Origin of the sequence: Microbacterium sp. NPDC089695, assembly GCF_044749085.1 — a bacterium.
GTDB lineage: Bacteria > Actinomycetota > Actinomycetes > Actinomycetales > Microbacteriaceae > Microbacterium.
In genome coordinates, this window is record NZ_JBIVHG010000001.1 from 1,770,497 (window position 1) to 1,789,924 (window position 19,428).

Consider the following 19,428-nt stretch of genomic DNA (forward strand, 5'->3'; position numbering starts at 1 on the left):
TGCGCTCGTCACCGGGCTAGGGTGAGCATCATCCGGTGGGGGTGGTGGCGTGGTATTGGGTCTCCGAACTGAAGACAGGGCGACGTGGCGCGATTCCGTGTTCGACGACCTTCGGCTGTCCGACGACGGCCGATCGGTTCTCGACGCGGCGATGGAACGATCGCGCAGGGCGATCCGGTCGGCCCGCTCATCGCTCGCCGGCGACCCCGAGCTCCCGGAGGGGCACGACGTCGTCGCCTTCGGATCGCTCGCGCGGTTCGAACTCACTCCGCAGTCGGATCTGGATTGGCTCATCGTCGCCGCCGGTGCGAAGCACGCGTTCGACACGGCACCGATCATCGAACGGCTCAAGTCGCGCCTCGTGGAGGGTGTCACGCTCAGCAACCCGGGCGACAGCAAGCTCTTCGGCGAGATCATCTCGGTCGACGATCTCGTGACGCACATCGGCTTGCAGGAGGACACGAACCACACCACGACTCGCCGGATCCTCTTCCTCGAGGAGTCGGTGTCGCTGGCACACCCCCGTATCCACGAAGACGCGATGCGCCGTGTGCTGCACGCGTATCTGCATGCGAAGAAGGAGTCGGATCAGATCCCGCGGTTTCTCCTGAACGACATCATCCGCTACTGGCGGACGATCGCGGTCGACTACCAGGCGAAGGCCGTGCAGAAGAACCCCAAGGCGCTGAGGTACCTCAAGCTCCTGATCCCGCGGAAACTCTGCTACGTCGCATCCGTCGCGCCGCTGTATGAGCTTCATCGGCGGCGAGGGGAGCGCGACAACGATGTGAAGATCGACTACCTCGTCGACCAGTATTCGACGCCCGCCCTCGAACGGCTCCTCGACCTCCTCGCCGGCCTCGCCCGCGCGGGGGATCCGGATGTCGGAGAGCGGTGCGCGCGCGTCGCGCAAACGGCGAGCACATTCATCGAGCGCTCTGGCGACGCCGACTGGCGCGCCGCGATCGAAGCGGACTTCCTGACAGAGGATCCCCGAATGTCGGACCACTTCGGCACAATGCGTACACTGGGGAAAAATCTCCACGAGGATCTGTGCGGGATCTTCCACGCAGAGCCTTTCGCCTCCTTCTCGCGAGAGTACATGGTGATCTAGAGATGTCTTCACTCACGAGCAGTCTCGACGTCGACACGCCCTGCCTGGCGTGCGGGTTCGAGTTGTGGGAGCCCATAGTCACATCGACCCACGGGAAGCTCGGGCTGTACAACGACGATCGATTCCCGGGGCGCTGCATCCTCGCCTTCCCCCAGCACGTGGATTCCCTCGAATCCCTGCCGATGGATTCGATGCTGGGATTCCTCCGCGACATCCAGGTCGCGATGAAGGCCATTCGCCTCGCCACGGGCGCGCGACGGGTGAACGTGTCCATTCTCGGGAACCGCGACCCGCATCTCCACGCCCACCTGGTGCCCCGATGGCCGGAGCGAGAGGCGCGTCCCGATTGTTCTCCGTGGGACGATCCCCGGGAGAAGGGGATGCTCTCCGCTGATCGGGTGGAGGAGCTCAAGGACGCGATCCGCAGCAGCGTCCGTGGTGTCGACACGCGAGGGCAGCGGGTCGGCGATCTGCTTCCGTACTTCGAAGTCTGACCAGGATGCGCGGGGAGCGCCGACCGCTCGTGCGAAGCGGCCGGCGCTCCCGTCGCGCGTCAGGCGGCGCGCAGCCCCTCGACGAGCGGTGTCGTCGGGCGGCCGATCAGACGTGCGAGGGTGCCGTCGGTGTCGGCCAGCGCGCCACCAGCGATGCCCGCGTCGAGCGCGACGACGAATCCGGCCGTGCCCTCATCCAGGCCTGCGGCCTGGAGTGCGGCGAGCTGCTCATCGGACGTGAGTCGTCGGTACTCGACCTCGCGCCCGGCGATCTCGGCGATCGCGGCGGCGAGATCGCCGTATGTCCACGCGACGTCCCCGCCGAGCTCGTACGTGCGGCCGATGTGGCCGTCATCGAGGAGCACGACGGCGGCGGCTTCGGCGTAGTCCTTGCGGCTCGCTGAAGCGACGCGTCCGTCGCCGGCCCCGGAGGCCAGCACGCCGGTCTCGGCGGCGCGTGCGACGTCGGCCGCGTAGTTCTCGGTGTACCAGTTGTTGCGCAGGATCACGGCCGGAAGACCCGACGCCGCGATCGCCTCTTCGGTCGCCTTGTGCTCGGGAGCGAGCACGAGGTCGCTCGTCGTCGCCTTCGGTGCACTCGTGTACACGAGCTTCGAGACTCCGGCGGCCGTGGCGGCGTCGATCACCGCGGTGTGCTGCGCAGTGCGCTGACCGACCTCGGAGCCGGAGATCAGGAGCACCGAGTCGATGCCGTCGAGGGCGGCGTTGATCGACGCGGGGTCGGTGTAGTCGAGATGGACGACGCGCACGCCGAGACCCTCGGCCTTCGTGACGTCGCGCGCGCCGGCGACGATCGTCTGCGGGTCGGCACCGCGCTCGAGGAGGCTCTGGATGACGAGGCGGCCGAGCTGGCCGGTGGCTCCGGTGACGAGGATGGTCATGGCGTGTCCTTTCGTAGGTGACCTCTCGCACAACCTCCCATCGACCATCGAGCATTCCGATCTGCGGGTACCCACTTTGAAGTAAGGTACCTACATGACGGTGAGTTTTGCGCAGATAAAGGAGTCGATCCCGCAGGTCTTCGAGCCCGGGTGCAGCACGCGCGTCATCCTCGACCACGTGATGAGCAAATGGGGCGTGCTCGTGCTGTCCAGCCTCTCCGACGGCACACGCCGATGGGGCGAGCTGCGCCGCGAGGTCGGAGGCATCAGTGAGAAGATGCTCGCCTCGACCCTCCGGACGCTGTCGAACGACGGTCTCGTGCATCGGGAGTCGTTCCCGACGGTCCCACCCCATGTCGAGTACAGCCTGACTCCGCTCGGACGCGATCTCATGGAACGGATGCTGCCGCTCGTCGCGTGGGTCGCCGATCATGCGGACGGCATGCTGGACCGCGACTGATACGACGGAATCCGTCGCTAGAGGCTGCAAGAAACTGCGAATTCCACCACTCGAAGAAAACGATTGACGCGAGATGCGTGGGAGCCGTATGTTCTGAGCATGTCAGCAACGACGCCCATCCACCTGGAACGACCTGACGGCAAGGGCCTCGCGAGCGGCTCACTGGGGCTCTGGGGGTCGACCGTCATCGGTCTCGCCTCGACCGCCCCGGTGTACTCGCTGGTCGCGACCCTCGGATTCGTGGTGCTCGCCGTGGGCGCGCAGGCGCCGATCGCGTTCATCATCGCCTTCATCCCGATGCTGCTCATCGCGTTCGCGTACCGCGAGCTCAACAACGCCGTGCCCGACTGCGGCACGACGTTCACCTGGGGCACCAAGGCCTTCGGCCCGTGGGTCGGTTGGATGGGCGGCTGGGGCGTGGCCGTGGCCGGCATGGTCGTGCTCGCCAACCTCGCGCAGATCGCCTCCGTCTACTTCTGGTCGCTGATCGGCTTCGACCTCGAGAACAACGACTGGCGGATCATCCTCGTCGCGGTGTTCTTCATCGCGGCCATGACATGGGTGAGCTGGCGCGGCGTCGAGATCGGCGAGCGCATCCAGAACATCCTGCTCGGCATCCAGTACCTCGCCCTCGCGATCTTCGTCATCGCGGCGCTCTGGCAGTTCTTCGGCGGAACGGCGCCGAACGCGACGCCGTTCGACATCGCGTGGCTGAATCCCTTCGCGTTCACGGACTACTCCGGCTTCATCGAGGCGATCCTGCTCGCGCTCTTCATCTACTGGGGCTGGGACACGTGCCTGGCTCTCAACGAGGAGACCAAGGACCCCAAGCGCATCCCCGGTCGGGCCGCCCTGCTCACGACGATCATCCTGCTCTTCACCTATGTCGCCGTGACGATCGCGGCCATGATGTACGCGGGACTCGGGGAGGACGGCACGGGGCTCGGCAATGAGGCGAACGCCGACGACTTCTTCCTGGCCATCAAGGACGGACTGCTCGGCCCGTTCGGCTGGGTGCTGGTGGTGTCGGTCATCATCTCGGCGATCTCGTCGACGCAGACCACGATCCTGCCGACCGCTCGCGGCACCCTCGCGATGGGCGTGTACCGCGCTCTGCCGGCGAAGTTCAAGGACGTGCACCCGACCTACAAGACGCCGTCGTTCTCGACCATCGTCATGGGAGTCGTCGCCTCGGCGTACTACGTGGGCATGACGCTGATCAGCGACAACATCCTGCAGGACTCGATCCTCTCGCTCGGGCTCGCGATCGCCTTCTACTACGCGATCACCGGGTTCGCCTGCGTGTGGTACTTCCGCAAAGACATCACGCGCTCGGCCCGGGACTTCTTCTTCAAGGGCCTGTTCCCGCTGCTCGGCGGTCTCATGCTCACCTACGCGTTCGTGCAGTCGGCGATCGACATGTGGGACGTCGACTACGGCTACACCGTGCTGTTCGGCATCGGCGGCACGTTCGTGATCGGCATCGGTTCGCTCGCGTTCGGGCTGGTGCTGATGTTCGTCTGGTACCTGTTCCCGCGGTCGAAGAGGTTCTTCCGCGGTGAGAGCCTGAACCGCGAGACCGAGGTCATGGTCCCGGATGAGCCGGCGACGGCCATCCGTTCGATCGACGGGGGAGTCTGACCGCACCCGTAGGCTGGAGTCGTGCGCATCCGGCTCGACATCGCCTACGACGGAACCCACTTCCGCGGGTGGGCGAAGCAGCCCTCTCTCCGCACGGTGCAGGGGGCGCTCGAAGACGCCCTCGCCCGCATCGTCGGTTCCGAGGTGCAGTTCGTGGTGGCGGGTCGCACGGATGCCGGGGTGCACGCCTCCGGCCAGGTGGCGCACGTCGACCTCGACGAGGAGCAGTGGGCGCGCGTCGAGTCACGACACGGCCGCGCCGCCGCCGATCCGGCGGGGTCGCTCGCCGGCCGCATGCGCGGTGTGCTCGGTGCGTACCCCGATGTGACCGTGACCCGCACGGCTGTCGCCCCCGAGGGGTTCGACGCGCGGTTCTCGGCGGTGTGGCGCCGCTACCGCTACCGGCTGGCCGATCAGGCGGCCGGGTACGACCCGCTGCGCCGCCTCGACACCACGACGCATCGCAGCGTGCTGGACGCCGAGGCCATGGACGCCGCCGCACGCACCCTGATCGGACTCCACGATTTCGCCGCGTACTGCAAGCCGCGCGAGGAGGCGACGACGATCCGCACGCTGCTGGACTACCGGTGGACCCGCAATGCCGAGGGGGTTCTCGTCGCCGAGGTCAAGGCCGACGCCTTCTGCCACAGCATGGTGCGGGCGCTGGTGGGCGCGTGCGCCGCGGTGGGCGAGGGGCGTCTCGGCGTCGACGACCTCGTGGTGCTGCGCGACGCCCTCACGCGCACGAGCGACTTCAAGGTGCTCGCGGCACGCGGCCTCACGCTCACGGAGGTCGGGTACCCCGCCGACGAGCTGCTGTCGATCAGGGCGGAGCAGACCCGCGCGCGGCGCGAGACCGCAGCGGACTGAGCGCCGTACACTGAACTTCCTCCGAGCATTTTCACGCAACGACGAGGGATGTGTGATGGACGGTGTCGACGATCGAGGGAGCGCTTTCGCCGCAGCCTTCCGCGCCGCGATCGCGGAGCGGGGCATCACGCTCACCCGGCTGAAGTCGCTGCTCGCGGACGACGGCAACCCGGTCTCGGCGGCCACCCTGAGCTATTGGCGATCGGGCGACCGTCATCCGGAGGGGCCGCAGTCGCTGAGCGTCGTCGAAGGGATCGAGAACAGGCTCGGCCTCGATCGCGGGCACCTGACGAGCCTGCTCGGGCCGTCATCGCGGCTCGGGCCGGTCGCTCCGCCACGGCTGCCGTTCGACGAGGAGCGGGAGCAGCGGGAGACCGCGGAGACCCTGCACGCACTGAACGCGGCGGCGCAGGACTCGCTGCGCGACCTCTCGACGCACGTCACGGCTTTCGTGGGGACAGACGGTGCTGTCGAGCGCATCGTGATGAGATCGCTCGTGCAGGCCACTCGCGGAACGATCTCCGAGATCCCGTTGATCGACGTGGCCCCCGTCGAGAGCGACGTGATGTCGGTGATCTCCGATGTGGTCGGCGGACGTCTCGACCGGGAGTACCTGCATCCGGGTCGGCTCCTCTCCGGTGTGGTGATCGCCCTCGACCAACCCGTGACGACCGGGGGCACGACCCTGTTCGAGTTCACGGAGACGTTCCCGCCGGGGTACCCGCCGCGACAGTACGTGTGGCACGCGACGTCGCGCCCGGCACGGGAGACCGTCATCTGGGTGCGCTTCGCGCCGGACGCGATCCCCACCTGGTGCGAGGAGTACGTCGAGACCGAGGAGGAGTACGCATCGTCCATGCGTGGGATCCACGGCGGGGCGGTGCACGTGGCGCGTCACGGTTTCGGGCCGGGCGTGCTCGGCATCCGCTGGGGGTACGACGGCTGATCCGGAGCTGCCGCACAGTCGCGGGGAGTAGCGTGGAGCCGCTATGAAGGTCATCTCCTACAACCTGCAGAAGCACCGCGCCGCGGGCGAGCTGACCGCGCTCGCCGCGGAGCATGATCCCGATCTCCTGTGCGTGCAGGAGTGCGACGTGCAGCATCTGCCCGATCGCATCGGCGATCTCGCGCTCGCCGATGCGACCCAGGGCAACCGACTCGGTCTCGCCCTGTTCTACCGCGAGAGCGCGTTCCATCTGCAGGCGCTCCGCTCGATCGAGCTCAAGAAGTCGCTGCACGACCGGATCGCGAAGCCGGCCCACGAACGGGTCCTCGGGGCGCGGCTGCGCGACATCGACGCCGGTCGCGAGTTCATCGCGGCGTCGTTCCACGCGGCGCCGCTCACGGCTCTCAACTCTCTGCGCCGCCACCAGATCCGGGCGGCGCTCACCGAACTCGCGACGCTGGGCGACGGGCTGCCTCAGCTCATGGTCGGGGACTACAACTACCCGGTGTTCAAGGAGAATCTCGGACATGCGGTGCGCGAGCACGGCTACGCGCTCACGCTCAGCGACGACCACACCTACACGCGCTATCGGGTCTTCCGGGGGCACTACGACTTCGCGACGTCGTCCGGATTCGAGATCGAACGCGTCACGACGCTGCCGCAGCGGTCGAGCGATCATCGTCCGATCCTGGTGACGGCTCGCTTCGACTGAGCGGTGGGGCTGAGCGGCGGCATCCGGTTTGAGGGATCGTCGCAGATGACGTAAGCTGTCTCTTTGGTACTCGACTGCCGGGTGCCACGAACGTGAGCCCTCCACTGGCGTGTTCCCCGAAGTCCTGTCCTCAGGCCACAGGGAACCACCCCGGAGTGGGATTCACGAACCTCTCCGTTCGAACAAGAAAGCAGCTCTATCGTGACGCGCACTTTCACTCCCAAGGCTGGCGAAGTCCAGCGCGACTGGGTCGTCATCGACGCCACCGACGTCGTTCTCGGCCGACTGGCCTCGCACGCTGCAGCGCTCCTGCGCGGCAAGCACAAGCCGACCTTCGCCAACCACATCGACTCGGGTGACTTCGTCATCATCGTGAACGCCGACAAGGTCGCGCTCACGGGTCAGAAGCTCCAGAAGAAGCTGGCCTACCGTCACTCGGGTTACCCGGGCGGCCTGAAGTCGGTCACCTACGCCGAGCTCCTCGAGAAGAACCCGGTCCGTGCTGTCGAGAAGGCCATCCGTGGCATGCTCCCCAAGAACAGCCTCGGCCGTCAGCAGCTGTCGAAGCTCAAGGTGTACACGGGTGCCGAGCACCCCCACGCCGCGCAGCAGCCCCAGCCGTACACCCTCGACCAGGTCGCCCAGTAAGCGCCGTACAGACTAAGGACATACTCGTGGCTGACATCCAGGACTCCACCGAAAACCTCCAGAACTTCTCGACGTCGACTCCCGAGACCGACGCTGTCGAGGCGGCTCCCCGCCCCGTGCTCAGCGTTCCGGGTGCCGCTGTCGGCCGTCGCAAGCAGGCCATCGCCCGCGTGCGTCTCGTCCCCGGCTCGGGAACGATCACGGTCAACGGCCGCTCGATCGAGGACTACTTCCCGAACAAGCTGCACCAGCAGCTGATCAACGACCCGTTCACGGTCCTCAACCTCGCCGGCGGCTACGACGTCATCGCGCGCATCTCCGGTGGTGGCCCCTCGGGCCAGGCCGGTGCGCTGCGTCTCGGCATCGCCCGTGCCCTCAACGGCATCGACGCGGAGAACAACCGTCCGACCCTGAAGAAGGCCGGCTTCCTGTCGCGTGACGCTCGCGTCAAGGAGCGCAAGAAGGCTGGACTCAAGAAGGCCCGTAAGGCGCCTCAGTACTCGAAGCGTTAAGGTCGACCGCTCCGATGCCGATCTTTGGCACGGACGGTGTGCGAGGACTCGCCAATGGCATCCTCACCGCCGACCTGGCGCTCACCCTGGCCCAGGCGACTGCTGTCGTCCTGGGCCAGGGCCGTACTGCGGAAGCTCGCATCGCCGAAGGCAAGCGCCTCACCGCAGTGGTGGCCCGTGACCCCCGCGTCTCCGGTCACTTCCTCGAGGCGGCCGTCGCGGCCGGCCTCGCCTCCTCGGGGGTCGACGTGCTCGAGGCGGGAGTCATCCCGACGCCTGCTCTGGCGTTCCTCGTCGCCGACCGTGACGCGGACTTCGGCGTCATGATCTCGGCGTCGCACAACGCGGCGCCCGACAACGGCATCAAGATCTTCGCCCGCGGCGGCGTGAAGCTCCCCGACATCGTCGAGGAGCGCATCGAGGCCGCCATGGCGGGGGAGAAGCTGCGCCCCACGGGCGCGGACGTCGGCCGGGTCATCCGTTTCGCGGATGCCGAGGATCGCTACGTCGTGCACCTGCTCGGATCGCTTCCGAACCGCCTGAACGGCATCAAGGTCGTGCTCGACTGCGCCCACGGCGCGGCATCCGGCGTGTCCCCCGAGACGTTCCGCGATGCAGGCGCCGAGGTCACCGTGATCGGCGCCGACCCCGACGGCTGGAACATCAACGACGGCGTCGGATCGACCCACCTCGACAACCTCGCGGAGGCCGTCGTGCGCCTCGGTGCCGACATCGGCATCGCTCACGACGGTGACGCCGACCGCTGCCTCGCCGTCGATGCGCAGGGCAATGTGATCGACGGCGACCAGATCATGGCGATCCTGGCCGTCTCGATGAAAGAGCGCGGTCACCTCACCGACGACACCCTCGTCGCGACCGTCATGAGTAACCTCGGCCTGCACGTCGCCATGCGCGAGCACGGCATCACCGTGCGCCAGACCGCGGTCGGCGACCGGTACGTGCTCGAAGACATGAACGCCGGCGGATACGCGCTCGGCGGCGAGCAGTCCGGTCACGTCATCATGAGCGAGTACGCCACCACGGGTGACGGGCTCCTCACCGGACTGCACCTGGTCGCCGAGATGGCACGCCAGCAGAAGTCGATCGCCGAGCTCGCCGCGGTCATGACCGTATACCCGCAGGTGCTCATCAACGTGCGCGGCGTCGACAAGGACGCGGTCGACGGCGACGAGGTCGTGCAGGAGGCCGTGCGCGCCGTGACCGCCGAACTCGGCGACACCGGTCGTGTGCTGCTGCGCAAGTCCGGCACCGAGCCGCTCGTGCGCGTCATGGTCGAGGCCGCCGACGCGGCGTCGGCGCAGTCCTACGCCGAACGCCTGTCCGACGTCGTGCGCGAGCGCCTCGCGCTCTGACGACGCAGGCCCGAGCATCCGACGGTTCGTCGAGCGCTGGGTCAGCCCCGCTGGCCCAGCTGCTCGATGTACCGCAGCAGCACGCCTTCGCGCAGCGCCCACGGCGAGACCTCGAGCTCATCGAGCTTCAGCGCGCTCATCGCCGTGTGCAGGGACACGGCCGCCGCGACGATCTGGAACGTGCGGTCCGCGGTGATCCCCGGCAGCTCCTGCCGCGCGGATGCGGGGAGCCGGGCCAATCGGGGGATCCACGACCCCAGAGCCGCGCGAGGAAGAAGCATCCGCTCGGATCCCGACCACCCGGGCACCGGGTAGCCGACGAGCTTCGCGAGCGAGCGGATGGCCTTCGACGACCCCACGACGTGATCGGGGCGGGGGAGCGCCTCGAAGCGCGGCAGCACAGACGCGAGCGTGTCGGCCGCATGCGCGCGCAGGCGCTCGACGTCGTCCTCGCCGGGCGGGTCGCTCGGCAGGAACTGCACCGTCATGCGCCCGGCGCCGAGGGGCACGGATGCCGCGGCGTCCGGAAGCTCCTCTCCGCCTGCCGCGATCTCGAGCGATCCGCCGCCGATGTCGAGCAGCAGGATCTGACCCGCCGACCATCCGAACCACCGTCGCACCGCGAGGAAGGTGAGCTCCGCCTCGGTCTCACCGTCGAGCACCTGCAGCGGCTGGCCGAGCGCCGCCTCGATGCGGGCGATCACCTCCGCGCCGTTGCGGGCGTCGCGCACGGCGCTCGTCGCGGTGGCGAGCAGTTCGTCGACGCGCTCCTCCTCGGCGACCCGTCGCGCGCGGTCCACGGCATCCTCGAGCGCGCGCACGCCCTCCTCCGAGATCGCGCCGTCGTCTGTGAGGTAGCGCATGAGGCGCAGCACGGTGCGATCGCTCGTCGTGGCGAGCGGCCGTCCGCCCGCGCGCACGTCCGCGGCCAGCATGTGGACGGTGTTGGAACCGATGTCGAGGACTCCCAGGCGCACGCAAAGAGACTACCGCCGCACCGATGCGCCTGCGGTCGCACGGATACGATGGTGCGGTGACCACCGTCGACCCCGCGCTGCCCCTGTCTCCATATCGGGAGATCGGGCGTGACGAGTGGGCTCGACTCGCGGCGGGACTCGATCAGCCCCTCACCGAGACGGAGGTGGTCGAGCTGCGCGGCATCGGCGACCGCCTGGATCTCACCGAGGTGCGCGAGGTGTACCTGCCGCTGAGTCGCCTGCTCAGCCTGTATGCGAGCGCGACCAAGCGCCTGGGCGCCGCGACCAGCGACTTCCTGCAGGAGGATGACACCACGACACCGTTCGTGGTCGGCGTCGCCGGATCCGTGGCCGTCGGCAAGTCGACGATCGCGCGCCTCCTCCGCGAGCTGATGGGTCGGTGGCCGGGTACGCCCCGCGTCGAGCTCGTGACGACCGACGGATTCCTGTACCCCAACGCTGAGCTCGAGCGTCGCGGCCTCATGGACCGCAAGGGCTTCCCGGAGTCCTACGACCGCCGCGCGCTCATCGAATTCCTCACGGAGGTCAAGAGCGGGGCCGCCGAGGTCCGTGCGCCGTTCTACTCGCACATGCGGTACGACATCGTGCCGGATGCGCACGTGGTGGTGCGGCGTCCCGACGTGGTGATCGTCGAGGGCCTCAACGTGTTGCAGCCGCCGCCCGCGCCGAACGACGTCGCGGTGAGCGACCTGTTCGACTTCTCGATCTTCGTCGACGCCGACACCTCGCACATCGAGAAATGGTACGTCGACCGGTTCCTCGCGCTCCGCCAGGGTGCGTTCTCGAACCCCTCGTCGTACTTCAACGTGTTCGCGCACCTCACGGACGAGGAGGCGATCACGACCGCGCTCGGCTACTGGAACGAGATCAACATGCCGAATCTCGTCGAGAACGTGATGCCGACCAAGCACCGGGCACGACTCGTGCTCAGCAAGGGCGCCGACCACAACGTCGAGAGCGTCCTCCTGCGCAAGCTCTGACCCGCGGCATCCCGCTCGGTCACGGGCGTCGAGGAGTTCGTTCGGAACCTTCGCAAAATTCCCGGCTTACTCTTAGACCCATGTGTGGAATCGTCGGATACGTGGGCCCGCGGCCCAGCCAGGACATCCTGCTCGCAGGTCTCGCCCGTCTCGAGTACCGCGGCTATGACTCCGCGGGTGTCGCCGTCATCGACGGCGAGGGCACGCTGGGCATGCGCAAGAAGGCCGGCAAGCTCGCTGTGCTGCGCGACTCGCTCGCCGATGCGGCACTCGCCGACGGCAACACCGGCATCGGACACACGCGGTGGGCGACGCACGGCGGCCCCACCGACGTCAACGCGCACCCGCACCTCGCGGACGACGACCGTCTCGCCCTGATCCACAACGGCATCATCGAGAACTTCGCCACCCTGCGCGACGAGTTGATCGCCGCGGGCGTCGCCTTCCGCAGCGAGACCGACACCGAGGTCGCCGCGGCGCTGCTCGGCCGTGCCTACCGTGAGAACGGCGGCGACCTGCAGCTCGCCTTCCGCAGCGTGGTGAACCGACTCGAGGGCGCGTTCACGCTGCTTGCGATGCACCAGGACCACCCGGGCCTCGTGGTGGGCGCTCGCCGCAACTCCCCGCTCGTGATCGGACTCGGCGACGGCGAGAACTTCCTCGGCTCCGACGTCGCGGCTTTCGTCGAGCACACCCGCAAGGCGCTCGCGATCGGTCAGGACCAGATCGTGTCGATCACGCCGGATGCCGTGACCGTCACCGACTTCGCCGGTGCGCCGGTCGAGGCCGAGCCCTTCGACGTCTCGTGGGACGCCGCCGCCGCCGAGAAGGGCGGATGGCCGAGCTTCATGGCCAAGGAGGTCGCGGAGCAGCCCGAGGCCGTCGCCAACACGATCCGCGGCCGCATCCAGGGCGACCAGGTGGTCATCCCCGAGCTCGACGGTCTCGACGACCTCTTCACCGGCATCAACCGCGTCATCATCACCGCGTGCGGAACGGCGTCGTACGCCGCCCTCGTCGGCAAGTACGCGATCGAGCAGTGGGCACGGGTGCCCGTCGACGTCGAGCTGGCGCACGAGTTCCGCTACCGCGACCCGGTGATCGGCGACGACACGCTCGTCGTGTCGATCAGCCAGTCGGGCGAGACGATGGACACGCTCATGGCCGTCAAGTACGCGCGTGAGCGCGGCGCCCGCACGCTGTCGATCTGCAACACCCAGGGGGCGACGATCCCGCGCGAGTCCGACGCGGTCGTGTACACGCACGCAGGGCCCGAGGTCGCGGTCGCATCGACCAAGGCGTTCTCGGCGCAGATCACCGCGCTGCTGCTCCTCGGTCTGCACATGGGCCGTGTCCGCGGCACGGTCGGCGACGCCGCTGCCGACGTCGCCGAGCTCACGAGCCTGCCCGAGAAGGTCGCCAAGGTGCTCGAGAGCGAGCAGGAGCACGTCTCGCAGCTCGCGAGCTGGATGGCCGACACGCGCTCGGTGTTGTTCCTCGGTCGTCACGTGGGCTACCCGATCGCGCTCGAGGGTGCGCTCAAGCTCAAGGAGATCTCGTACATCCACGCCGAGGGCTTCGCGGCCGGCGAGCTCAAGCACGGCCCGATCGCTCTGATCGAGCCGGGGCAGCCGGTGTTCGTGCTGGTGCCCTCGCCGCGCCACTCGGCACTCGTGCACTCGAAGGTCGTCTCCAACATCCAGGAGATCCGCGCCCGCGGAGCGCGCGTGATCGTGGTGGCCGAAGAGGGCGACGCGGCCGTGCTGCCGTTCGCCGACGAGGTCATCCGCATCCCGCTCGCCGGAGCGATGTTCGAGCCGCTGCTCGGTGTCGTGCCGCTGCAGATCTTCGCCATGGCGCTGGCCACGGCCAAGGGCCTCGACGTCGACCAGCCGCGCAACCTCGCGAAGTCCGTCACGGTCGAGTAATCGGTCGGGGCGTCACGCCCGCATGTCGAAACGACGGATGCATGTCGAGAACCGGTGTCTCGGCATGCATCCGTCGTTTCGACCTGCAAGTGAGCGTCATGCGCGGGCGCGGGCGAGCGCCGGAAGGATCGCCGCCAGCACCGCGTCCCAGTCGTGGATGAGCAGCGCATAGTCGAAGCGCAGAGTTTCATACCCCAGGGCGGATGCGGCCGCGTCGCGGCGCAGGTCATGGTGACGCCGCTCAGCACTCGCGTGGTTCAGGCGACCGTCCACCTCGAGGATCACCCGTGATTCGATGACGAAATCGACGCGGCCCACACCGCTGATCGCCACCTGACAGTCGAGTCGGATGCCGAGCAGGTGAAGCCGTAGGCGCAGGATCGACTCGAGACCGCTCTGCGCGTCGGGACGCGCGAGATCGACGAGCCATCGCGCGGATGCCGGGAGCTCGCGTCGGATCCTCTTCCTGTCGTGCGCGGAGAGCTGGCGTCGATTCCAGGCCGACTCGTACGCCGCGAAGAACGCTTCGGCTCCCAGGCATCGATACGAGTGGATGAGCCCGACGGCGAGTGGAGCGATGCCGAGTCCTGCGGTGCCGGGGGAGTAGTGCGCGACGCACGCACAACCCTCATGAGGGTGTACACGACCCGATCCGCCGAGCCATACATGGATCGCGCCGTCGTCTTCCGGCAGAGTCCAGACGGCGTACGCGCGGAGCGCAGCGGCACACGTGAGGGCGCCTCCGTGGGCCGCGGCTGCGACGACCTTCGCGTCCGCAGTCGGCACCGCGAAGATACCTGCGCGGACGCGGACGATCGTGCCCCCGGCGACGGCCCGTCGGAGACGGTCGCGCGAGCATCCGTATTGCTGGAGGACCGTGCCCCGAGAAATGCCGTCGAGGCGAGTGAGTATCTCTGATGGATCGAGCATCCTGCGATCCTCGGACATCCGGGCCCTCCCCGGGGATGGGGAGAGGACCTTCGTGACGGATGCATCGAATCGCCGATTGTGGAGAAAGAGTCGCGCGCTCAGATGCATGCCCGAAATCCGGATGCATGCCGCAGGCCGTCAGTCCGGCATGCATCCGTGGTTTCGACCTGCGAGTGAGGGACGGTCCCGCGACCGGGCGCGCGCGAGTGTCTCAGGACGGCCGGGTGACGGGCGCGACTAGGCTGAACGGGTGATCATCGGGACCGGCATCGACCTCGTCGACATCCCGCGGTTCGAGCGGACCCTCGAGCGCACCCCCCGGTTGCGCGAGCGTCTCTTCGCGCCCGCCGAGCGTGCGCTGCGGCTGCCGTCGCTCGCGGCGCGGTTCGCGGCGAAGGAAGCGCTGATCAAGACGCTCGGCGGATCGGACGGCGTGCACTGGACCGAGATCGAGATCGCTTCGGAGCCGTCCGGGCGCCCGCACTTCGTCCTGTCCGGCACGACCGCCGCGGTCGTCGCGGAGCGCGGGATCACCCGCCTGCATCTGACCCTCACCCACGACGCGGGTTTCGCCGCCGCGTTCGTCGTCGCGGAAGGAGACCCGCTGTGACCGTCCCGTTCCGAGAGGCGCGCATCGACCTGGATGCGATCACCGACAACGTCCGGCACTTCCGGCGCCTGACCGGCGTCGACGTCATCGCCGTGGTCAAGGCCAACGCCTACGGTCACGGCGTCGCCGCGGCAGCCGTCGCCGCGCTCGCGGGAGGCGCGACCCGCCTCGGCGTCGCCGAGATCCCCGAGGCGCTCGAGCTGCGCCGACAGGGCATCACGGCGCCGATCGTGGCCTGGCTGCACGCGCCCGGCGAGCGGTTCGAGCGCGCGGCCGAGGAGGACATCGAGCTCGGCATCTCGTCGTTCGACCAGCTCGAGGCGGCGGCGGTCGCGGCCACGGTCGATCGGCCCGTGGGCGTGCACCTCAAATTCGAGACGGGCTTGTCGCGCAACGGCATCGCCCCGGGCGACTGGCAGCGGGTGCTGGCGGAGGCGGCACGCCTCGAACGCATCGGCCGACTGCGCATCATCGGCCTCTTCAGCCACCTCTCCAACACCTCGCCGCAGGACGACCGAGAGGCGCTTGCCCGCTTCGAGGATGCGGTCGCTGCGGCGGCGTCTTTCGGCATCCACCCCGAGATCCGCCACATCGCGGCGACCGCAGCGGCGATCGACCTGCCCGAGACGCGTCTGGATGCGGTGCGCATCGGCGTCGGGATCTACGGCCTGTCGCCGTTCGAGGACCGCTCGTCGGCCGACCTGGGGCTTCGCCCGGCGATGACCCTGCGCGGGGCGGTCGCTGCCGTCCGGCGGGTGCCCGCAGGCGCCGGCGTCTCCTACGGCTACGACCACCGCACGCCGCACGACACGACGCTCGTGCTCGTTCCGCTCGGCTACGCCGACGGGGTGCCTCGCCATGCCTCGGGCCGGCTGCCGGTGTCGATCGCCGGTCGTCGCCACACCAACGTCGGCCGCATCGCGATGGACCAGTTCGTGGTCGACGTCGGCGACGCCCCGGTGTCGATCGGCGACGAAGTGGTGCTGTTCGGGGATCCGACGCTCGGCGTCCCCTCGGCCTCGGAATGGGCGAACGCCGCATCGACCATCAACTACGAGATCGTCACGCGCATCGGCGCCCGAGTGCCGCGGAGGTCGGCGTGAGCGTCGACCCGGCGTTCCTGGGCCGCCACGAGATCGACACGGCCGGGGCGATGGAGCAGCTGGGGTTCCGGATCGGCGAGCAGCTCGGGCGCGGCGACCTGCTGATCCTCACCGGTCCGCTCGGAGCGGGCAAGACCACGTTCACGCGGGGGCTCGCCGAGGGACTCGGCGTCCGGGGCCCGGTGCAGAGTCCGACGTTCGTGATCGCCCGCACGCATCCTTCCCTCGTGGGGCGGGCCCCGCTCGTGCACGTCGACGCGTACCGGCTCGGTTCCGGTGCCGAGCTCGAAGACCTCGACATCGATCTCGACCGTTCGGTCGTCGTGATCGAGTGGGGTCGCGGCATGGCGGAGGACCTCGCGGAGTCGTGGTGGGACATCGAGCTCGAGCGTCCCGTCGGCGTCGACCACGATGTGGATCCCGCCGACCTCGATTCCGACGCTCCTCGCCACGTGACCATCGCTCACGGCAGGCGGGCAGCCCCGCCCCAGGCGGCGCAGACTACCCTGGAAGGGTGATCCTCGCCGTCGACACCTCTCTGGGAACCGCCGTCGCGATCGTCGCCGACGACGGAGCCCTCCGTGCCGAGGCGGCGACCGACGATCCGCTCGGCCACGCCGAGGTGATCGGCGACCTCCTGCGCGACGTCGTCGACGGCGCCGGCGCCGGCGCGATCGACCACGTCGTCGCGGGCATGGGGCCCGGACCCTTCACGGGCCTCCGCATCGGCATCGCGGCCGCTCGCACGTTCGCTCTCGGCCGCGGCGTTCCCGTCGTCGCCGTGCCCAGCCACCTCGCCGCCGCCCTGACCGCGATGGAGGTCGACGGCGTCGACGGACTCTTCGCGATCGTGACCGACGCCCGACGCCGCGAGGTCGCCGTGACGGTGTTCGACGGCCTCGACGCCGACGGCATCCCCCGCGTCGAGACCGACACGGCGCTCGTGGCTCGGGCGAACGTCGACGAGGCGCTCGCCGGCATCCGCGCGATCGAGGTCACCACGCTCTCGGCCGCCGACCTGGCGCGCGTCGGCGCGCGGGCGCTGGCGGCCGGCCGCACCCTCGCGGGCGAGGAGCCGCTGTATCTGCGGCATCCCGACGTGACGGTGCCGGGCGCCCCGAAGAAGGTGGGCCTGTGACGCTCCGCACTGCGACCCCCGACGACCTCGACGCCATCATGGCCATCGAGCATCGCTCGTTCCCGACCGACGCGTGGAGCGCGCAGGCGATGGCGCTCGAGCTCGGCAGCCCCCACGGGCGTTATCTCGTCGACGAGCACGAGGGCACCGTGATCGGCTACGGGGGCGTGCGCGCGCTCGAAGGAGCGGGGGATGCCGACATCCAGACGATCGCCTTCGACGCGGAGCACCGGGGCGCAGGCCGCGGGCGCGCGCTGCTGCGGGCCCTGCTCGAGACCGCTGCCGACCGCGGCGCGCGCGAGGTGTTCCTGGAGGTGCGCGCCGACAATCCGGGTGCCGAGGGGCTGTACCTCTCCGAGGGGTTCGAGGAGATCGGGCGACGCCCGCGCTACTACCAGCCGGATGACGTGGATGCGATCGTGATGCGGCTCGTGCTGCAGCACCGACGGGGTGCGGCCGCGGATGCCGCGAAGGAGGCGACCGCATGACCGAGCCTCTGGTGCTGGGCATCGAGACGAGCTGCGACGAGACCGGGATCGGGATCGTCCGTGGCCGCATGCTGCTGTCGAACACGATCGCGTCGAGCATGGACGAGCACGCCAGGTACGGAGGGGTCGTTCCGGAGGTCGCGGCGCGCGCGCACCTGGAGGCGCTGCAGCCGTCGATCGATGCGGCTCTCGCCGAGGCGGGCGTGCGGCTCGACGACCTCGACGCGGTGGCCGTCACGAGCGGACCGGGTCTCGCCGGGGCGCTCATGGTGGGCGTGGGCGCAGCGAAGGGGCTCGCCGTCGCTCTCGACAAGCCGCTCTATGCCGTGAACCATCTCGTGGGGCACATCGCCGCCGACATCCTCACCCCCGACTCCGCGCCCCTCGAGTACCCCACGGTCGCGCTCCTGGTGTCGGGCGGCCACACCTCGCTGCTGCATGTGCGCGACCTGACGACCGACGTCGAGATGCTCGGCGAGACCATGGACGACGCGGCAGGCGAGGCCTTCGACAAGGTCGCGCGGCTGCTGTCGCTGCCGTACCCCGGGGGCCCCGAGATCGATCGGGCAGCCCTCGACGGCGACCCTGACGCGATCCGCTTCCCCCGCGGTTTGTCGCGCGCGTCCGACATGGCGGCGCACCGCTACGACTTCTCGTTCTCGGGTCTGAAGACCGCTGTCGCGCGGTGGGTCGAGCGCTGCGAGGCCGAGGGCGTCGAGGTGCCCGTCGCCGACGTCGCGGCGAGTTTCCGCGAGGCTGTCGTCGATGTGCTCGTGACCAAGGCCCTCGCGGCGTGCACGGATCTCGGGGTGCCGCGCCTGCTGCTCGGCGGCGGTGTGATCGCGAACCGCCGGCTGCGCGATGTCGCGCTCGCCCGAGCCGAGGCCGCAGGCGTCACGGTGCGCATCCCGCCGCTGTCTCTGTGCACCGACAACGGGGCGATGATCGCAGCGCTCGCCGCCGAGCTGATCTCTTCGGGCCGCCGCCCGTCGACGCTCGCCTTCGGCGCGGACTCGACTCTGCCCGTGACCGAGATCCAGGTCGGCGAGAGCATCGCGGTGGCGTGATGGGTCGCGAGAATCCGCTCACGCCCGCAGGGGCGGACTCCGCCTCCTCGGGAGAGCCCGCGACGCCCCGCACGAGTGTCGAGAGCCCGAGCGGCGAGGTCGAACGGCCGGCGGGCTCCGCGCGGCTGCCCGGCGCTCGCCGAGACGGCTACACGAAGCTGCCCACCGGCCCGGTCGGTATCGAACCGGTCGTGGTGAGCGGTCCTGACGTCGATTCCCCGCCGCGTGAGCCGGACTGGGAGCCGACGACCGCGACCGTGGTCGCCGTCGACGACACCCGACTCGCGCCGTGGGCGCTGATGGCGGCGATCGTCGCCCTGGGCGCGTCGCTGTTCGTCGGCTGGGCCATCCCGATCGCGGTCGTCGCGGTCATCGCGGCCGTGATGTCGCTGCGTCGCCCGGTGGAGAGCAGAGCGATGGCGCGGTGGGCGCTGGTGCTGGGACTGTGCGCGACCGTCTACAGCCTGGGCTGGCTGGTGTGGGCGGGGATGCAGTTCGAGAGGCTCGGCTGAGC

22 protein-coding genes are annotated in these 19,428 nt (G+C 69.2%); 19 read left to right on the forward strand and 3 right to left on the reverse strand.

Annotated elements, in window-relative coordinates; all coding sequences use genetic code 11:
• The first annotated feature begins 97 nt into the window (after positions 1-97).
• Positions 98-1,114, forward strand: a complete 1,017-nt coding sequence (locus ACIPYT_RS08610; RefSeq protein ID WP_401072593.1) for a nucleotidyltransferase domain-containing protein — start codon at positions 98-100, stop codon at positions 1,112-1,114.
• 2 nt (positions 1,115-1,116) lie between these two features.
• Positions 1,117-1,608 (forward strand): HIT family protein, encoded by a 492-nt coding sequence (locus tag ACIPYT_RS08615; protein ID WP_401072595.1) that lies wholly within the window; start codon positions 1,117-1,119, stop codon positions 1,606-1,608.
• A 59-nt stretch (positions 1,609-1,667) separates the two neighbouring features.
• Here ACIPYT_RS08615 and ACIPYT_RS08620 read toward each other — a convergent pair whose 3' ends face one another.
• Positions 1,668-2,510 carry an SDR family oxidoreductase gene (locus ACIPYT_RS08620; protein WP_401072597.1) on the reverse strand — a complete coding sequence of 281 codons (843 nt, stop codon included), beginning with the start codon at positions 2,508-2,510 and terminating at the stop codon, positions 1,668-1,670.
• 94 nt (positions 2,511-2,604) lie between these two features.
• On the opposite strand from ACIPYT_RS08620, the gene ACIPYT_RS08625 reads away from it, so the two are divergent.
• From ACIPYT_RS08625 to glmM, 8 genes are all read left to right on the forward strand, one after another.
• Entirely contained in the window at positions 2,605-2,970 is a 366-nt protein-coding gene (locus ACIPYT_RS08625) for a winged helix-turn-helix transcriptional regulator (protein WP_401072599.1), read from the forward strand.
• A gap of 99 nt (positions 2,971-3,069) precedes the next feature.
• Positions 3,070-4,611 (forward strand): APC family permease, encoded by a 1,542-nt coding sequence (locus ACIPYT_RS08630; RefSeq protein ID WP_401072601.1) that lies wholly within the window; start codon positions 3,070-3,072, stop codon positions 4,609-4,611.
• Between the two features lie 21 nt (positions 4,612-4,632).
• Complete coding sequence (gene truA, locus ACIPYT_RS08635) at positions 4,633-5,481, forward strand: tRNA pseudouridine(38-40) synthase TruA (protein ID WP_401072603.1); 849 nt, start codon at positions 4,633-4,635, stop codon at positions 5,479-5,481.
• A 55-nt stretch (positions 5,482-5,536) separates the two neighbouring features.
• Positions 5,537-6,427: a hypothetical protein gene (locus ACIPYT_RS08640; protein WP_401072605.1), complete on the forward strand. Its 891-nt coding sequence runs from the start codon at positions 5,537-5,539 to the stop codon at positions 6,425-6,427.
• Between the two features lie 43 nt (positions 6,428-6,470).
• Complete coding sequence (locus ACIPYT_RS08645; RefSeq protein WP_401072607.1) at positions 6,471-7,139, forward strand: endonuclease/exonuclease/phosphatase family protein; 669 nt, start codon at positions 6,471-6,473, stop codon at positions 7,137-7,139.
• 201 nt (positions 7,140-7,340) lie between these two features.
• Positions 7,341-7,787 (forward strand): 50S ribosomal protein L13, encoded by a 447-nt coding sequence (gene rplM, locus ACIPYT_RS08650; RefSeq protein WP_401072609.1) that lies wholly within the window; start codon positions 7,341-7,343, stop codon positions 7,785-7,787.
• Positions 7,788-7,813: 26 nt separating this feature from the next.
• Positions 7,814-8,299, forward strand: a complete 486-nt coding sequence (gene rpsI / locus ACIPYT_RS08655; protein WP_050721664.1) for a 30S ribosomal protein S9 — start codon at positions 7,814-7,816, stop codon at positions 8,297-8,299.
• Between the two features lie 14 nt (positions 8,300-8,313).
• A complete protein-coding gene (glmM, locus tag ACIPYT_RS08660; RefSeq protein ID WP_401072611.1) occupies positions 8,314-9,672 on the forward strand; it encodes a phosphoglucosamine mutase in 1,359 nt (452 codons plus the stop codon).
• Between the two features lie 41 nt (positions 9,673-9,713).
• On the opposite strand, the gene ACIPYT_RS08665 is transcribed toward glmM, so the two are convergent.
• Positions 9,714-10,649: a Ppx/GppA phosphatase family protein gene (locus tag ACIPYT_RS08665; protein ID WP_401072613.1), complete on the reverse strand. Its 936-nt coding sequence runs from the start codon at positions 10,647-10,649 to the stop codon at positions 9,714-9,716.
• A 23-nt stretch (positions 10,650-10,672) separates the two neighbouring features.
• Between ACIPYT_RS08665 and coaA the strand changes: the two genes are divergently transcribed.
• Positions 10,673-11,650, forward strand: a complete 978-nt coding sequence (coaA, locus tag ACIPYT_RS08670) for a type I pantothenate kinase (RefSeq protein WP_401072615.1) — start codon at positions 10,673-10,675, stop codon at positions 11,648-11,650.
• An 80-nt stretch (positions 11,651-11,730) separates the two neighbouring features.
• A complete protein-coding gene (glmS, locus tag ACIPYT_RS08675) occupies positions 11,731-13,578 on the forward strand; it encodes a glutamine--fructose-6-phosphate transaminase (isomerizing) (protein WP_401072617.1) in 1,848 nt (615 codons plus the stop codon).
• A gap of 96 nt (positions 13,579-13,674) precedes the next feature.
• Here glmS and ACIPYT_RS08680 read toward each other — a convergent pair whose 3' ends face one another.
• Positions 13,675-14,508, reverse strand: a complete 834-nt coding sequence (locus ACIPYT_RS08680) for an endonuclease domain-containing protein (RefSeq protein WP_401072619.1) — start codon at positions 14,506-14,508, stop codon at positions 13,675-13,677.
• 250 nt (positions 14,509-14,758) lie between these two features.
• Here ACIPYT_RS08680 and ACIPYT_RS08685 point away from each other — a divergent pair, with 250 nt between their 5' ends.
• The 7 genes from ACIPYT_RS08685 to ACIPYT_RS08715 are packed head-to-tail and all read left to right on the forward strand — an operon-like array spanning position 14,759 to position 19,426.
• On the forward strand, positions 14,759-15,118 hold the full coding sequence (locus ACIPYT_RS08685) for a holo-ACP synthase (RefSeq protein ID WP_401072621.1): 360 nt from the start codon (positions 14,759-14,761) through the stop codon (positions 15,116-15,118).
• The gene (alr, locus tag ACIPYT_RS08690; RefSeq protein ID WP_401072623.1) at positions 15,115-16,221 is read left to right on the forward strand and encodes an alanine racemase; all 1,107 of its coding nucleotides are present in this window, start codon (positions 15,115-15,117) and stop codon (positions 16,219-16,221) included. Before ACIPYT_RS08685 ends, alr begins: the two co-directional genes overlap by 4 nt.
• Entirely contained in the window at positions 16,218-16,739 is a 522-nt protein-coding gene (gene tsaE / locus ACIPYT_RS08695; protein WP_401072625.1) for a tRNA (adenosine(37)-N6)-threonylcarbamoyltransferase complex ATPase subunit type 1 TsaE, read from the forward strand. Before alr ends, tsaE begins: the two co-directional genes overlap by 4 nt.
• A complete protein-coding gene (gene tsaB / locus ACIPYT_RS08700) occupies positions 16,736-17,359 on the forward strand; it encodes a tRNA (adenosine(37)-N6)-threonylcarbamoyltransferase complex dimerization subunit type 1 TsaB (RefSeq protein WP_401072627.1) in 624 nt (207 codons plus the stop codon). Before tsaE ends, tsaB begins: the two co-directional genes overlap by 4 nt.
• Positions 17,356-17,847 carry a ribosomal protein S18-alanine N-acetyltransferase gene (gene rimI, locus ACIPYT_RS08705; protein ID WP_401072629.1) on the forward strand — a complete coding sequence of 164 codons (492 nt, stop codon included), beginning with the start codon at positions 17,356-17,358 and terminating at the stop codon, positions 17,845-17,847. Before tsaB ends, rimI begins: the two co-directional genes overlap by 4 nt.
• Entirely contained in the window at positions 17,844-18,914 is a 1,071-nt protein-coding gene (gene tsaD, locus ACIPYT_RS08710) for a tRNA (adenosine(37)-N6)-threonylcarbamoyltransferase complex transferase subunit TsaD (RefSeq protein ID WP_401072631.1), read from the forward strand. The genes rimI and tsaD overlap by 4 nt, the downstream gene beginning before the upstream one ends.
• Entirely contained in the window at positions 18,914-19,426 is a 513-nt protein-coding gene (locus ACIPYT_RS08715) for a hypothetical protein (protein WP_401072633.1), read from the forward strand. The genes tsaD and ACIPYT_RS08715 overlap by 1 nt, the downstream gene beginning before the upstream one ends.
• Positions 19,427-19,428: the final 2 nt, after the last annotated feature.